Annotated in this window: 12 protein-coding genes; 6 read left to right on the top strand and 6 right to left on the bottom strand. The window is 73.2% G+C overall.

Translation table 11 applies throughout. From position 1 onward, the window contains the following. Nucleotides 1–329 precede the first annotated feature (329 nt). The 6 genes from ACWD0J_RS02460 to ACWD0J_RS02485 form a co-directional block, all read right to left on the bottom strand. Nucleotides 330–1,376, bottom strand: a complete 1,047-nt coding sequence (locus ACWD0J_RS02460; RefSeq protein ID WP_451493855.1) for a MerR family transcriptional regulator — start codon at nt 1,374–1,376, stop codon at nt 330–332. Between the two features lie 103 nt (nt 1,377–1,479). Continuing rightward, nucleotides 1,480–1,632, bottom strand: a complete 153-nt coding sequence (locus ACWD0J_RS02465) for a hypothetical protein (RefSeq protein WP_451493856.1) — start codon at nt 1,630–1,632, stop codon at nt 1,480–1,482. A 194-nt stretch (nt 1,633–1,826) separates the two neighbouring features. Beyond that, a complete protein-coding gene (locus ACWD0J_RS02470; RefSeq protein ID WP_451493857.1) occupies nt 1,827–2,771 on the bottom strand; it encodes a DUF5914 domain-containing protein in 945 nt (314 codons plus the stop codon). 104 nt (nt 2,772–2,875) lie between these two features. Next, complete coding sequence (locus ACWD0J_RS02475; RefSeq protein WP_451493858.1) at nt 2,876–3,883, bottom strand: phytoene/squalene synthase family protein; 1,008 nt, start codon at nt 3,881–3,883, stop codon at nt 2,876–2,878. After that, a complete protein-coding gene (gene crtI, locus ACWD0J_RS02480; RefSeq protein ID WP_451493859.1) occupies nt 3,880–5,430 on the bottom strand; it encodes a phytoene desaturase family protein in 1,551 nt (516 codons plus the stop codon). The genes ACWD0J_RS02475 and crtI overlap by 4 nt, the downstream gene beginning before the upstream one ends. Further along, nucleotides 5,427–6,767: a polyprenyl synthetase family protein gene (locus tag ACWD0J_RS02485; RefSeq protein ID WP_451493860.1), complete on the bottom strand. Its 1,341-nt coding sequence runs from the start codon at nt 6,765–6,767 to the stop codon at nt 5,427–5,429. The genes crtI and ACWD0J_RS02485 overlap by 4 nt, the downstream gene beginning before the upstream one ends. Nucleotides 6,768–7,339: 572 nt before the next feature. Between ACWD0J_RS02485 and ACWD0J_RS02490 the strand changes: the two genes are divergently transcribed. The 6 genes from ACWD0J_RS02490 to kdpB all read left to right on the top strand — a co-directional run bounded on the left by ACWD0J_RS02490 (nt 7,340) and on the right by kdpB (nt 15,254). Further along, a complete protein-coding gene (locus ACWD0J_RS02490) occupies nt 7,340–8,533 on the top strand; it encodes a lycopene cyclase family protein (protein WP_451493861.1) in 1,194 nt (397 codons plus the stop codon). A 216-nt stretch (nt 8,534–8,749) separates the two neighbouring features. Further along, entirely contained in the window at nt 8,750–9,481 is a 732-nt protein-coding gene (locus tag ACWD0J_RS02495; protein WP_451493862.1) for a methyltransferase domain-containing protein, read from the top strand. Continuing rightward, the gene (locus tag ACWD0J_RS02500) at nt 9,478–11,040 is read left to right on the top strand and encodes an FAD-dependent oxidoreductase (protein WP_451493863.1); all 1,563 of its coding nucleotides are present in this window, start codon (nt 9,478–9,480) and stop codon (nt 11,038–11,040) included. The genes ACWD0J_RS02495 and ACWD0J_RS02500 overlap by 4 nt, the downstream gene beginning before the upstream one ends. Nucleotides 11,041–11,352: 312 nt before the next feature. Next, nucleotides 11,353–11,442: a K(+)-transporting ATPase subunit F gene (gene kdpF, locus ACWD0J_RS02505; protein ID WP_037896654.1), complete on the top strand. Its 90-nt coding sequence runs from the start codon at nt 11,353–11,355 to the stop codon at nt 11,440–11,442. A 6-nt stretch (nt 11,443–11,448) separates the two neighbouring features. Next, nucleotides 11,449–13,113 carry a potassium-transporting ATPase subunit KdpA gene (kdpA, locus tag ACWD0J_RS02510; RefSeq protein ID WP_451493864.1) on the top strand — a complete coding sequence of 555 codons (1,665 nt, stop codon included), beginning with the start codon at nt 11,449–11,451 and terminating at the stop codon, nt 13,111–13,113. A 41-nt stretch (nt 13,114–13,154) separates the two neighbouring features. Beyond that, nucleotides 13,155–15,254 (top strand): potassium-transporting ATPase subunit KdpB, encoded by a 2,100-nt coding sequence (gene kdpB, locus ACWD0J_RS02515; protein WP_451493965.1) that lies wholly within the window; start codon nt 13,155–13,157, stop codon nt 15,252–15,254. The last annotated feature ends 5 nt before the right edge of the window (nt 15,255–15,259 follow it).

The following is a 15,259-nucleotide window of genomic DNA, read 5'->3' on the forward strand; positions in this document are numbered from 1 at the left end:
TGGTTTTTTTTCCGCCGGGGTTCTTGCGAACCGGGGGGGGGCGGGGGGGGGGCCCCCCCCCCGCGCGGCGCCGACCCGTATTCGGCGTCAGCCGCCTGCTCAACCGGGCGGGTCCTTCGTGCTGTACGCCCGTCCGCGGCCTCGGCCAACTCGTTGACCCACTGGGCGGCGAGTGTGTGCTGCGGGGCGTCCACCACGTGATGTCCGGCGTCGCGGCTGCCCCACCGGAAAACGACCAGGCATGGGCGGGGCCGTTGTCGTAGCGCACCTGTCGATGCGGACCGCGCTGCGTGAAGATCTCCCGCTTGCCCGAGTGACCGGGACGGCGGTCAGCCCTCCGGCTTGTCCCGTCCGTCCAGGGGGTCCAGCATGCGCAAGGCGTCCCGCAGACCGTGCGGGCGCAGCAGGCCGGAATCCTGGCAGGGTCCCCATCCGGGACCGCTGAGCAGGACCCGGCTGTGCGTGCGGGCGCCGCGGATCCCCCAGTGGGCGGCGGCGACGTGGCGTGCGAGCGGCAGGCTCGCCGTGGAACGGGACTGGGACCACAGCACGACGGCGCCGGGACCGACGCGCTGCATCGCGGCGATGAGAGCTTCCGCCGGGACGGCGCTGCCGAGCATCAGCGTGGGCGTGCCGCGCTCCGCCAGGACCGCGCTCAACGCGTCGAGGGGCAGCGTGTGCTGCTCGTCGGGCAGACAGGCCAGCAGGACGGCCGGTCGGCCCGGGTCGGACCGCGCCGGCACGGCGCTCACGTAGGCGTGGCGCAGCGCGGTGGAGACGTGCCAGGACAGCAGGTGCTCGACCTCCACGTACCGGTCGCCGGCCGACTGCCACTTGCGGCCGACGGCCCGAAGCGTCGGAGCCAGGACCTCCTCCCACGCCACGACCAGTCCGTACGTGCGGATCGCGGTGGTGAGCTGCTCCCGCACCGACGCGGCGTCCAGCCGGACGGCGGCGCGCGCGAGGCCCTTGCACTCCTGGCGTGCCTCGCCGAGGGGAAGGCCACTGCCGGATCGCGTGCCGCGCGCCGTCGTCCGGTGGGCCGGTACGTCCGCCACGGCACCGCGCGGAAGTGGGGAGGCGGACGTCGGCACGCCGCGGTCGGCGCGCCTGCCCGCGTGCTCCTTGGCCGCCCGGGCCGCTTCTGCCGGAGGGACGCCCGCCGCCGTCAGCCGGCACATCTCGAAGACCATGGCGATGTCGCCGGGGGACCACCGGCGGTGGCGTCCGTCGGCCCGGTGCGCCGGGCCGAGACCGTACCGGCGATCCCAGGACCGCAGCGTCGTGGGCGACACGCCCAGCCGCCTCGCCAGGAAGCCGGTGGTGACCCCCGCCTCCGGCACGGCGTCCGCGTCATGCCCGCTCCTCACGTCCACGCGGCCCCCGGCGAGGGCAGAGCGGGACCGGCGCGGCCCCGGCGCGTGGGGAGGGGGCGGACGGCCACGGGCGCGGTGCCCGCCGGTGATGTCCTCCGTACGCTCACCGTGGGCGCTCGCCGTGGCTGTGCCCGGCGTCCGCGAGGTGGCCGACGCGCTCGGCCGGCGGGTGGCCCAGAGGAAGGGCACGCTCGATGTCCGCCACGGGTGCCGCCGTTCCGGTCATGCGACCGGCGGTGGTCGTCGTACCGGTCATGACGTTTCACCTGCCGCTCTCTCATGACGCTTCACCTGCGCTCTCTTCCGCATGACGGGGTCCGGCGGATGCGAACGAGCCCTGGGTACCGGCGCGCCGCCGTTCGGGGCTCCGGGTACGCGTGGCCTCGGTCCCGGCCCATACCCGCGCCCGTTCACGCGCCCCTTCGACGCGCCCCGCGCCCCGCGTCCCGCTCAGCCGGGGAACCGCCCGGTGGAGCGCAGCAGCCAGCGGCGTTCCGCGTAGGCCAGGTCGTCGCGCCACAGCCGTCCGGCCGCTGCGGCCATGAACCGGCGCAGTACCGGGGCCGCTCCGCGGACCGCGGTGAAGCCGGGCCGGTCCGACGAGGCCACGACCGCTTCGACGACGGCCGTGCGGGGGCGGCCCAGGGCGTCCGGGCCGAGCGGGGTGGCGTGCGTCTCGACGACGGAACCCCGGCCCTCGCCCTCGGTGATGCGCATGACCACCGTTCGTGGTCCGGGGGTGGTGAAGACCGCCCGGACGGGCACGACCAGCCGCCCGGCGACCTTGAAGGAGACGTCGACGGTGAAGCCGTCGGTGACCGCGTCCGGGGTGCCGACGACCGTCAGGTCGACGAAGGAGTACGGGTGGAACCAGGCTCCGTGCCAGGGATCCAGCCGGTTGGCCACGATGTCCTCGGGCTCGCAGATCCCCACCCCGGTGTAGACGGCCGCGACCGACCGCGACGGCTCCGGGCGGGGTGGGACGACGGGGGCTGGCAGGGGCGCTTCGCCGCCGGCCTCGTCCAGGCGCACCCAGACGAGGACGCCGTCGTCGTGCACGGGCAGCGGCTCCCAGCCGGCGGCCGGTGCCCCGTTCAGGGCCAGGCCGTGCCAGTGGCAGACGAGCGTTCCGCAGCGCACCGGGCTGTCGGCGAGCGGCGCGCCCAGGTGCGGACAGGCACCGGGACCCGCCGCGAGCCGCCCGTCGGCGGTGCGCCACACCACGATCTCGCGGTCGGCGACGGTGCCGGACAGCGGCCGGTCGTCGCGGACGTCACGCGTCGCGCCCACCACGAACCAGTTGCCGGACGGACGGGTCTGCGCACGTTTCAGGGCTTCGGCGATCACCGCGGGCCGCGCCTGGCGCCAGGTCGGCTGCTGTCGTTCCCAGCGCACCGGCCGCCGGCGCAGTGACAGAGGAACACCGCCCGCCGGCCACAGAGGAGCACGGCCGGACGGCGAGAAAGGACCACGGCCCGGCGCGGACCGTCGACGGGGTTTCATGCGACCTTCTCCGGTGTCGGCGCGGACTCGGTCCGTACGCGCGCGGCGGGCATCCGCCGGTTCCCCGCCGCGTGTGCGCGCAGCCTGGCCGCGAGCACCCGGGTGAGACCGTCGAGGGCGACGGCGGCACGGCGACGCCGTGGGACGGCGGCGCGACGGTGGACCGAGCGGTAGCCGTCCTCGGCGACCGCGTCCAGGATTCCTCCGTACAGGATGAACGCCGTGCGGATGCAGGGACGGGACACCGGTTCGAGCAGGGCGATACCGGGTGCCGCTTCGTGGTAGAGCCGGCGCGTCAGCTGCTCGAACTCCCGCAGCGCGGCGACGACGCGCCGGTCAGGCCGTCCGGTGTCGCGGCTCCAGCGCAGCAGCGGGCGGTCCACGTCGTGCGCCGCCAGCAGGTCGGCGGGCAGGTAGACGCGGCCGCGGTCGAGGTCCTCACCGACGTCCCGCAGGAAGTTCGTCAGCTGGAACGCCACGCCGAGGGCCGCGGCGTGCGGGGCCGCCTCGTCGCGGGGGACGACCGTGCCGAGCACCGGCAGCATCTGCAGGCCGATCACCTCCGCCGAGCCGTAGGTGTAGGTGCGCAGGTCGGCGTAGGTGGCGTAGCCGGTGACGTCCAGGTCGGCGCGCATCGAGGTCATGAAGTCGGCGAAGTACCGGTGGTCGATGGCGTACCGGTGTGCCGTGTCGGCCAGGGCGCGGACCACCGGCTCGTCGCTGTTCCCCTCCCGGAGCCCCGTCTCCAGTTCCCGTCGCAGACGCAGCAGCCGGGCCGAGCGGTCGTCGGCCGTGACCGCCGTGTCGAGCGCGTCGACGATGTCGTCGGCCCAGCGGGCGAAGCCGTACAGGGCGTGCACGGCGGGCCTGCGTTCCACCGGCAGCAGCCGGGTGGCGAGGAAGTACGTCCTGCCGTGCCGGGCGTTGAGCCGTCTGCAGTGTGCGTACGCCTGTCGCAGCGCGGGATCGGTGACGCCGGCTGCGTCGAGTTCGCGGTCGGTCACGCGGGCTTCCTCTCCTCGGCGTTGCGCGCAACGGGCCGCGGCCGGGGTCCGGGACGGGAGGAGCGGCCGGCGCCCGTGATCCGGGCTGCGGCCAGTTTCCCGGACAGCAGCACGGTCGGCACGCCGACGCCGGGCGTGGTGCCGCACCCGGCGAGGACCGCGTTGGCCGTACCGCCGACCAGGTTGCGCGGCCGGAACGGGCCGGTCTGCGCGAAGGTGTGCGCGGCGGAGAACGGGGTCCCCGCGGCGTGCCCCTGTGCCTGCCAGTCGGCCGGCGTGACCAGGCACTGCTCCTGCACGGCGGCGGCGATGCCGTCGAGGCCGCGTCGGTCCAGCTCCGCCAGCAGACTGTCGCGGTAGCCCGGGGCCAGGTCGCCCCACTCGGCCGCGCTGGGGCCCAGAACGGTGTTCGGGCAGGGGGCCAGGATGTAGTGCAGGTGCCGTCCGGGCGGGGCGAGGCTCGGGTCGGTGCTGGTCGGGCGGGTGATGAGGAGGGAGGGGTCGCTCATGAGCCGGCCGGTCTTGGTGAGTTCGTGGAACGTTTGCCGCCAGGCCGCGCCGAAGGAAAGGGTGTGATGCGCGAGCCAGGGCCAGGTGCGGTCCGTTCCGGCGTGCAGCACCACGGCGGAAGGCGAGAACCGCAGCCGTACGGGACGTTTCGGGGTGTGGCCGAGCAGGCGGTAGGCGACGGGCAGGTCGGGGGTGAGGACCACGGCGTCGCAGGCGATCCGGCCGCGTGCGGTGACGACGGCCGTGACGCGGTCGCCGGAGCGCTCCAGACGGGTGACCGGCTCCTCGAAGCGCAGCTCGGCTCCGGCCGCCGCGGCGGCGTCCGCCATCGCCCGGGGCAGGGCGTGCATGCCGCCGCGCGGGAAGTACACCCCGGACACGGTGTCCATGTAGGCGATGACGGCGTAGGCGGCCAGGGCCCGGGCCGGCGGCACTCCCGCGTACAGGGCCTGGAAGGAGAAGACCCGCCGCAGTCGTTCGTCGCGCAGGAAGCCGCCGATACGGGCGTCCAGGCGGCCGAATCCGCCGAGTGCCGCCAGCCGGGCCAGATCGGGGGTGAGCAGCTGGAAGGGAGAGTCGAAGTTGACGTCGATGAAGCGGCGCATCTGCGCCCGGTAGAGCTTTTCGAGCCAGTCGCGCAGCCTGCGGTATCCCGCCGCCTCCCGTGCCCCGGAGAACCGTTCGACCTCCGCCTCCATCGCCTCGGCGCCGGTGTGGACGTCGAGGGTGCTGCCGTCGGCGAACCGGGCCCGGTAGGCCGGGTGCAGCGGCACGAGGTCGACACGGGCGCGCAGGCTGTCCCCGACGGCGGCGAACGCTTCGTCGGCGAGGTGCGGCATCGTCAGCACGGTGGGGCCGGTGTCGATGCGGTAGCCGTGTCGCTCCAGGTGTCCGGCGCGCCCGCCGGGCGACGCGTCGCGCTCGACCACGGTGACCCGGCGTCCGGCGCCGAGGAGGTGCAGCGCGGCCGCCAGCCCGGACAGACCCGCGCCGACGACCACGACATGATCGGTGCGCCCGGAAACGGTGCGGATCATCGGGGAGCCTCCTGGTCCGAGGCGGTGAGCAGCAGCGACACGGGGACCACGCCGTTCGCGGTGGCACCGCCCGCGTCCGCCGCCGGGGCGCCGGCGGCGGAGCGCAGCAGCGCGCGCAGCCGTTGCCGGCCGTGCGGGTCGAGCGTGGCGGCGTCCAGGTGCCGCAGCCCCTGGGCCACCAGCCGGTCGATCTTGGACTGCACGGTCGCGCGTGCCCCGGTGGCCGTGAACACATCGCGTACGGCGGCCAGTTCGGCCTCGGAGGCGTCGGGCCGGCCCAGCGTGCCGCGCAGCACGGCGAGGGCGTCCTGGTCGTCGGCCGTCTCGGCCCGCGCCTGGGCGACGGCGGCGAGGTAGGTGGGCTTGCCGGTGCGCAGGTCACCGCCGGACGGCTTGCCGGTGTCGTGAGGGTCGCCGAAGACGTCGAGGAGGTCGTCCCGCAGTTGGAAGGCCAGGCCGACGCAGCGTCCCGCCGAGCACAGCGCCCGGGTGGTGGCGGCGTCCGCTTCGGCCAGGGCGGCGCCCAGTGCGAGCGGGCGTTCCACCGAGTACAGGGCGCTCTTGAGGCAGGCGGCGCGGATCGCGCGGACGAGGGAGCGCGCCGAGGTGGCCTCGCCGTGGACGTCCAGGTACTGCCCGGCGACCATCTCCATCCGCATGGCGCTCCACAGCTGCCGTACCCGGCGTGCGGTGTGCGGCGGCAGCCCGGTCTCCGCCAGCACGTCGTCCGCCCAGGCCAGCGCCAGGTCACCGGCCAGGATCGCGGCCGCCCGGCCGAGGCGCGTCTCGCGCGGTCCGGGGACGGCATCGGCGCGGCCGACGCCATCGGCGTACTGGGCCGCCACGTCGACGTGCTCGGCGTACTGGGCCGCCACGTCGACGTGCAGCGCGGGACGGCCGCGGCGCTGCGCCGCGGCGTCCATCACGTCGTCGTGGACGAGGGCGCAGGTCTGGATGAGTTCCAGGGCGGCTCCGACGCGCAGGGCGGCTCGCGTCGCCGGGGGCTCGCCGCCGCAGGCGCGCAGCGCCCACCACACGAGGCGGGGACGGCTGAGTTTGCCGCCGTGCTGGGTGAAGCGGGCGACGCGGGCGGCCAGGTCCTGGGCGAAGAGGGGGTCGACGGTCTCGGCCGCGGCCACCCGCTCCGCGAGCAGCTCGGTGAGCACACCGCGTACGGCACCGGCCACGTTCGCGTCCACGGCGCGCGGGTCGTCCCGGCCGGCCGGGTGAGCGGCGGGCGGGGTGGCGTGGGGGCGGGCGGGGGAGCCGTGCCCGGGGGTGAGGTGGTCGCGCGGACGGCGGTCCGCGCGGTGTTCCTCGGCCGCGGTCGGGCTCATGCCGGTTCCCCTCATCGAGATCCTCACGATCGGAGCAGGAGGTCGTGTCATCGGTTCGGCGCGGACCTCGGTGACGGATGCGGCGCGACACGAAAAGCGGGGAAGAGGTGAACGGCGTCCGCGTCGATGTGTTCGCGCGAACGTGCCGTGCCTGTCCGTGAGTGCCATTGCCGGACCTGTCTCTCCCACGAGTTTGCGACTGCCATCAACTCTGAGCGACGGCGGGAAGGTGACGCCATTCGACGCACGTTCGATGCGAGTCGGTGAGGCTGCGTCGAATCAACACGGTGAAAGAGGTGCGGTCGCTCCGTGGTGATCACCGGGCCCAGCACAGCTGTAGCCGTGACGGCCGCACGACAAACCAACCAGCCCCGCCGTTGGGCCCCTCGCGTGCACGTGAGCGTTGCGTGAGCGCGGCGCGGGAAACGATGGGCTACAAAGACCTGAGCCCCTCCGGGGTCGGTGACCGGCTTCCGGCCGCCGCACCGGTCCGCGCTCGTCCGCATCCGAACGGGTACCCCACAGGGAATGGTCCGGCAGGCGCTGTGACGCCTCGGGAGGAGGGAGCGGTCGTGCTAGAGGCGGACGTCGCCATCATCGGAGCGGGCGCCGCGGGGCTGTCCCTGGCCCACCGGCTGTCCTGTCCCGCGCCGGGGGACCGCAGGCTGTCCACCGTCCTGCTGGACGCCCCGCCGGGACCGCTGCGTCCGCCCCGGCGGACCTGGTGCTTCTGGGAGGCCGGCCGGGGCCGCTACGACGCCGCCGTCACCTCCTCGTGGCGGTGCCTGCGCGTCCACCGGCCCACCGGAGGGGCCATCGAGGACGACATCTCCCCGCTGCGCTACAAGATGATCCGTTCGGAGGACTTCGAGCGCCTCGTCACCCACGACCTCGCGCAGGGGCGCGGGGTGCGGCGGCTGGAAGCGACCGTCGAGAGCGTGGAGGGACTGCCGCAGGGCGCTCGGATCGCGGGCCGTACGGCGGACGGTCGCCCCCTGTCCGTGCGGGCCCGCTGGGTGTTCGACTCCCGCCCCCTGGGCAGCCTCCCCGCCGCCCGGACGACCCTGCTGCAGCACTTCCACGGGTGGTTCGTGCGGACCGGCCGTCCGGTGTTCGACCCGGCCCGGGTGGAGCTGATGGACTTCCGCACGGCTCAGCCCCGCAGGGGCCTGTCGTTCGGTTACGTCCTGCCCACCGGCTCACGGGAGGCCCTGGTGGAGTACACCGAGTTCTCCCCCGCGGTGCTGCCCCGGAACGGGTACGAGGCGGCGTTGCGGCACTACGCCTCGACCGTGCTCGGCCTGGGCGAGTTCGAGGTCGTCGGGACCGAGACCGGTGTGATCCCCATGACCGACGCCCCGTTCGCGCGGGAGACGGCGCCGTCGGTCTTCCGTATCGGCGCGGCGGGAGGAGCCACCCGGCCCTCGACGGGCTACACCTTCGCCGGCGTGCAACGGCAGACCGCGGCCGTCGCGGACGCCCTGCGGCGGGGCCGACGGCCGGTGCCGCCGCAGCCCCACCCGGCGCGGTCGCGCGCCATGGACGCCGTTCTGCTGCACGCCCTCGACAGCGGCCTGGTGGACGGCGCCGCCTTCTTCTCCCGCCTGTTCGCGCGGATCCCCATGGTCCGCCTGCTGCGCTTCCTCGACGGCGGAACCCGGCTGCACGAGGAACTCGGCATCGGCCTGCGCACGCCCGTCCTGCCCATGCTCCGTGCCGCCGTCGAAGTCTCCCGGCTGCCCCGATGCCCCTTCGACGGACCCTGACCGGCCGTGCGCGGCGATCCGCACGTCGTGACCGCGGACGCGGGCGTCCCCGTCACCCGCCGCCGGCCCTGCCGGGCCCCTGCGCGATCCCGTCGGCCGCCGCGCCTGGACGCCCTCGGCACCCGCTGCCGGAAGCCACCGGCGTCCGGATCCGCCCCGGCCACGCCCCTGCCCTCACCCGCCCCCGGAACCCACCATCCCGCACCTGGAGACAGCATGACCCTGCTGCGTGACGCGGACCTGGCCGCCGCGTTCGACCATGCGGCGCACAGCTACGACACGCTGGTGGCCGCCAACCCCGGCTACCACGCCCACCTGCGCCGCTCAGTCCGCCGGCTCGGCCTGTCCCGCGCCGGCCGCGGCCTGCGCGTGCTGGACCTCGGCTGCGGCACGGGCGCGTCCACCGCCGCCCTGTGCGCCGTACTGCCCGACGCCGACATCACGGCCGTGGACGCCTCCGCCGGCATGCTGGAGCGCGCCCGGGCCAAGTCCTGGCCGCCGGGCGTCAGGTTCGTGTGCGCTCCGGCGGAGGTTCTCCCGCAGGCGGGGGTCGAAGGGCCCTTCGACGCGGTGTTCGCCGCCTACCTCTTCCGCAACGTGGCGGACCCCGACGCCGTCCTCGCCACCGTCCACGACCTGCTCGCGCCGCACGGACGGCTCGCCGTGCACGAGTACACCCTCAGCGGCCGCCGGGGCCACCGCGCGGTCTGGTCGGCGGTGTGCCGAGGACTGGTGCTGCCCGTCGCCACCGCACTCGGTGACGGCGAGCTGTACCGCCATCTGTGGCGCAGCGTCGTCGACTTCGACACGGTGGACCGCTTCGCCCGACGTGTCCGCGCGTCCGGCTTCGACCAGGTGCGGGCGCTGCCGCTGCCCGGCTGGCAGACCGGCGTCACCCACACCGTCGTCGGCCGCCGCGCCGGCTCGTCCGCCCGGGTGGCGCGTTGACGGGCCGGACGGGGGACGCCGTCCGCCGGGCCCGGGACCGTCGCGCCGTCTACCTGCCCGCGCCGCCCGGCGCGCCCCGGGTGAGCGGGACCCGGCGCGGCACCGCCGTCGTGGGCGCCGGCATCGCCGGTCTCGCCGCCGCGACCGCACTGGCCGAGCGAGGCGTCGATGTCACGCTCTACGAACGCGAGGCCTACCTCGGCGGTCGCGTCGGCGGTTGGACGGTCGACCTGAACGACGGCTCCACGGCCACCATGAGCCGCGGCTTCCACGCCTTCTTCCGCCAGTACTACAACCTCCGCGGCCTGCTGCGCCGCACCGATCCCCGTCTGGAGCGCCTCACCGGCCTGCCCGACTACCCGCTGCGCCACAGCGACGGACTGCACGACAGTTTCCGCAGAGTCCCGCGCACCCCGCCGCTGAGCGCCCTGGGATTCGTCGCGCTCAGCCCGTCCTTCCGGCCCCGGGACCTGGTCCGCATGAGTCCCCTCGCCGCCCTCCCGCTGCTCGACGTCCGGGTGCCGGAGGTCTACGACCGGCTCGACGACGTCAGCGCCCACGACTTCCTGCACTCGCTGCGCTTCCCGAAGGCGGCACGGCACCTGGCCTTCGAGGTGTTCTCCCGCAGTTTCTTCGCCGACCCCCGGAACCTGTCGGCCGCCGAGATGGTCGTGATGTTCCACATCTACTTCCTCGGCTCCTCCGAAGGGCTGCTCTTCGACGTTCCCCGCGAACCCTTCCCGACGGCGCTGTGGGATCCCCTCGGCACGTACCTGCGCGACCACGGCGTCACACTCCGCACCTCCACAGCCGTCGACAGTGTCGCGCCCACCCGGGACGGCGCCTTCACGGTGGCCACGGACCGGGAGGAGACGCGCCACGACACCGTCGTCCTGGCCCTCGACGCCCCGGGCCTGAACGCCCTGGTGAGCCGCTCCCCGCAGCTGGGCGACGCCGCCTGGCGGGACCGCGTCGGCCGGCTGCGCGGCGCCCCGCCCTTCCTCGTCTCCCGCCTCTGGCTGGACCGCCCGGTCTCCCCGGACCGGCCCGGATTCCTGGGCACGGCCGGATACGGCTCGCTCGACAACATCAGCGTCCTGGAGCGCTGGGAGGGCGAGGCCGCCCGCTGGGCGGCGCGTACGGGCGGGTCCGTGGTCGAACTGCACGGATACGCGCTGGCCGAGCAGGCCGACCGCGACATCGAGACCGCACGTCTGGTCGAGCAGCTCCGGCGCGTCTACCCGGAGACCCGGGCCGCGCGCATCCTGGACGAGCGGCACGAGTGGCGCCGGGACTGCCCCCTGTTCCCGGTCGGCGGGTACCCGGACCGGCCCGGCGTACGGACCCCGCAGAGCGGTCTGGTGCTCGCGGGCGACCTGGTGCGCACCGACCTGCCCGTGGCCCTGATGGAGCGGGCCGCCACCAGCGGGTTCCTCGCCGCCAACACCCTCCTGGGGACCTGGGGGGTGCGCGGCCATCCGCTGTGGACGGTTCCCGACCGCGGCCGGAACCGGCTGCTGAGAGCGCTGGCGAGCCGGACAGGGACAACGATCACCTGACCGTCTCACCTGACCGCCTCACCTGACGGCCCGCACTCGACGGTGCGGGCCGTCGGTGATTGCCGCGCACCGCGAGGAGCGCCGGTGGCCGCCCGAGGAGGGGCCGGGCGTACGGGTTCCGTCAAGGGCGTGGGGAACGGCGTCAAGGAGGCGTCAACGGCGGCCCCGTCCGGGCGGCGAGGCGCTTTGCTTCATTCGTCCGTTCGACTGGAACCTCATCTAGGAGCTCGCGATGGCCGACCTGGCCTTCGTCCTCACCACGATCGCGGTGTTCGCGTTGGTGGCTCTCGTCGCCAAGGGGGTGACGAAGCTGTGACCGCCGAGAACGTCGTCGGCCTGATCGTGGCCGTCGCCCTGCTGGGCTATCTCGTCCTCGCCCTGGTCTTCCCGGAGAGGTTCTGAGCACCGATGAGCCCTGTCCTCGCCGGTGTGCTCCAGCTGCTCGCGCTGATCGCGGCGCTGGCACTGGCCTACCGTCCGCTCGGCGACCACATGGCCCGGGTCTACTCCTGTGGCAAGCACCTGCGCGTGGAGAAGTGGATCTACAAGGGCATCGGCGCCGACCCGGACACCGGGATGCGCTGGCCCGCCTATCTGCGTGGTGTCCTCGCCTTCTCCGCGGTGAGTGTTCTCTTCCTCTACCTGCTCCAGCGGACGCAGAGCGGCCTGCCCGGCTCGCTGGGCTTCTCCTCGATCGACCCGGACCAGGCGTTCAACACCGCCGCGTCCTTCGTGTCGAACACCAACTGGCAGTCGTACTACGGCGAGCAGGCCATGGGCCATGTGGTGCAGACCTGCGGTCTGGCGGTGCAGAACTTCCTGTCCGCCGCGGTGGGAATGGCCGTCGCGGTGGCCCTCGTACGCGGATTCGCCCGATCGCGGACCGGGGAACTGGGCAACTTCTGGGCCGACCTGGTGCGCGGCACCGTCCGCGTCCTGCTGCCGATCGCGGTGATCGCGGCGATCGTCCTCGTGGCCTGCGGCGTGATCCAGAACTTCTCCGGCATTCACTCGGTCGGGCAGTTCACGGGCGGTGCGCAGGAGTGGAACGGCGGAGCGGTCGCCTCGCAGGAGGCCATCAAGGAGGTGGGGACGAACGGCGGCGGCTACTTCAACGCCAACAGCGCGCATCCCTTCGAGAACCCCAACGCGTTCTCGAACCTCTTCGAGATCTTCCTGCTCCTGCTGATCCCGTTCTCCCTGACGCGGACCTTCGGCCGGATGGTCGGCTCACCGCGCCAGGGCTACGCGATCCTCGCCACGATGGTGACCATCTGGGTCGGTTTCATCTGCCTGATGTGGTGGACCGAGTTCGCCCACCACGGTCCGGCGTTCGAGATCGCCGGCGGCGCGATGGAGGGCAAGGAGACCCGCTTCGGCATCGGCGCCTCGTCGATCTTCTCGATCTCCACGACGCTCACCTCGACCGGCGCGGTGGACTCCTTCCACTCGTCCAACACCGGCCTGGGCGGCGGACTGAACCTGCTGGGCATGCAGCTCGGCGAGATCGCGCCCGGCGGCACCGGCTCCGGCCTGTACGGCATGCTGATCATGGCGGTCATCGCCGTGTTCATCGCCGGCCTGATGGTCGGCCGCACCCCTGAGTACCTGGGCAAGAAGATCGGCACCCGCGAGATCAAGTTCGCGGCCTGCTACATCCTCATCACCCCGGCGCTGGTGCTCGTCTTCACCGCCGCCGCGATGGCGCTGCCCACCCCGCCGCACTCCATGCTGAACACCGGCGCGCACGGATTCTCCGAGATCCTGTACGCGTACACCTCGGGCGCCAACAACAACGGCTCGGCCTTCGCCGGCCTGAACGCGGACACGCAGTGGTTCAACACCACGATCGGCATCGCCATGCTGCTCGGGCGGTTCCTGCCGATGGTGTTCGTGCTGGCGCTGGCCGGTTCGCTGGCCGAGCAGAAGCCGGTGCCGGCCACCGCGGGCACGCTGCGCACCGAAAAGCCGCTGTTCACCGGGTTGTTGGTGGGCGCGATTCTCGTCATCACCGGTCTGACCTACTTCCCGGCGCTGGCGCTGGGCCCGCTCGCTGAAGGGCTGGCGTCATGACCAGTGACATCAGAACACACGACGCACAGAAGCAGGACGTCATGTCCCCCTCGACTCCGACGCTCGCTCCCCACCAGGACGCACCGACCGGCCACCAGCCCGGCGACGGCTGTGCCGGCGCGGGCCTCTTCGATCCCGGGCAGCTGGTCAGGTCACTGCCGGACGCTCTGCGCAAGACCGACCCGCGCGTGATGGTCAAGTCGCCCGTCATGTTCGTGGTGCTGATCGGCTCCGTCCTGACGACGGTCTTCTCGTTCAAGGACCCGGGCGACTGGTTCGGCTGGACGATCAGTGCCTGGCTCTGGCTCACCGTGATCTTCGCCAACCTGGCGGAGGCAGTCGCCGAGGGCCGCGGCAAGGCCCAGGCCGACACCCTGCGCAGAGCCAGGACCGACACGGTGGCCCGGCGTCTCGTGGGCGACCGCGAGGAGCAGGTGCCCGGCACCGGGCTGCGCGTCGGCGACCTCGTCGTCTGCGAGGCGGGCGAGATCGTCCCCGGCGACGGTGACGTCGTCGAAGGCGTGGCGTCCGTGGACGAGTCGGCGATCACCGGTGAGTCGGCCCCGGTCATCCGGGAGTCCGGCGGTGACCGCAGCGCCGTCACCGGCGGTACGAAGGTGCTGTCCGACCGCATCGTCATCAAGATCACGACAAAGCCCGGCGAGACCTTCATCGACCGCATGATCAGCCTGGTCGAGGGCGCCGCCCGTCAGAAGACGCCCAACGAGATCGCGCTGAACATCCTGCTCGCCTCGCTGACCGTCGTCTTCCTGCTCGCGGTCGCCACCCTGCCACCGCTCGCGGACCACGCCGGCACCCACCTCACCATGGTCGTGCTGGTGGCCCTCCTGGTCTGTCTGATCCCGACCACGATCGGCGCCTTGCTCTCCGCGATCGGCATCGCCGGGATGGACCGGCTGGTGCAGCGCAACGTCCTGGCCATGTCGGGCAGGGCGGTCGAGGCCGCCGGTGATGTGTCGACCCTGCTGCTCGACAAGACCGGCACCATCACCCTCGGCAACCGGCAGGCCGCCGAGTTCGTCCCCGTACGGGGCACCACCGAGGCCGAGTTGGCGGACGCCGCCCAGTTGTCCTCGCTGGCCGACGAGACGCCCGAGGGCCGTTCCGTCGTCGTCCTGGCGAAGGAGAGGTACGGACTGCGCGAGCGGCACCAGGGCGAACTGTCCGGCGCGGAGTGGATCGCCTTCACCGCCCAGACCCGCATGTCGGGCGTGAACGCCGACGGGCGGGCGATCCGCAAGGGTGCCGCCGGTTCGGTCCTCACCTGGGTCGGGGAACAGGGCGGCGAGGTGTCAGCTGAGGCCGGCTCCCTGGCCGACCGGATCTCGAAGGCGGGCGGAACGCCGCTGCTCGTGGCCGTCGAAGACACCGAAGGCGCCCGGGTGCTGGGCGTCATCCACCTCAAGGACGTCGTCAAGCCGGGCATGCGGGAGCGGTTCGACGAGCTGCGCCGGATGGGCATCCGGACCGTCATGATCACGGGTGACAACCCCCTGACCGCCAGGGCGATAGCGCAGGAGGCGGGTGTCGACGACTTCCTCGCGGAGGCCACCCCCGAGGACAAGATGGCGCTGATCAAGCGCGAGCAGGCGGGCGGCAGGCTCGTCGCGATGACCGGCGACGGCACCAACGACGCGCCCGCGCTCGCCCAGGCCGATGTCGGCGTGGCGATGAACACCGGCACGTCGGCCGCCAAGGAGGCCGGCAACATGGTCGACCTCGACTCCAACCCGACCAAGCTCATCGAGATCGTCGAGATCGGCAAGCAACTCCTCATCACCCGGGGCGCGTTGACGACGTTCTCGATCGCCAACGACGTCGCCAAGTACTTCGCGATCATTCCCGCGCTGTTCGCCGCCGTCTATCCGGGCCTGGACAGGCTGAACGTCATGAGGCTGGCGTCGCCCGACTCCGCGATCCTCTCCGCGGTCGTCTTCAACGCACTGATCATCATCGCGCTGGTACCGCTCGCCCTGCGTGGTGTGCGATACCGCCCGGTCAGCGCGGACAAGCTGCTGCGCCGCAACCTCGGGATCTACGGCCTGGGCGGGCTGATAGCCCCCTTCATCGGCATCAAGATCATCGACCTGCTCATCTCCCTCATCCCCGGGATCGGCTGACCGCC

The sequence above is a fragment of the Streptomyces sp. NPDC003011 genome (genome assembly GCF_053591515.1).

Excerpts from the sequence above, each read along its gene's own strand:
- ACWD0J_RS02485 (WP_451493860.1), bottom strand. The coding sequence starts at position 6,767 with ATGAGCCCGACCGCGGCCGAGGAACACCGCGCGGACCGCCGTCCGCGC.
- kdpA (WP_451493864.1), top strand. The coding sequence starts at position 11,449 with ATGAGCCCTGTCCTCGCCGGTGTGCTCCAGCTGCTCGCGCTGATCGCG.
- ACWD0J_RS02465 (WP_451493856.1), bottom strand. The coding sequence starts at position 1,632 with ATGACCGGTACGACGACCACCGCCGGTCGCATGACCGGAACGGCGGCA.
- ACWD0J_RS02495 (WP_451493862.1), top strand. The coding sequence starts at position 8,750 with ATGACCCTGCTGCGTGACGCGGACCTGGCCGCCGCGTTCGACCATGCG.
- kdpB (WP_451493965.1), top strand. The coding sequence starts at position 13,155 with ATGTCCCCCTCGACTCCGACGCTCGCTCCCCACCAGGACGCACCGACC.
- crtI (WP_451493859.1), bottom strand. The coding sequence starts at position 5,430 with ATGATCCGCACCGTTTCCGGGCGCACCGATCATGTCGTGGTCGTCGGC.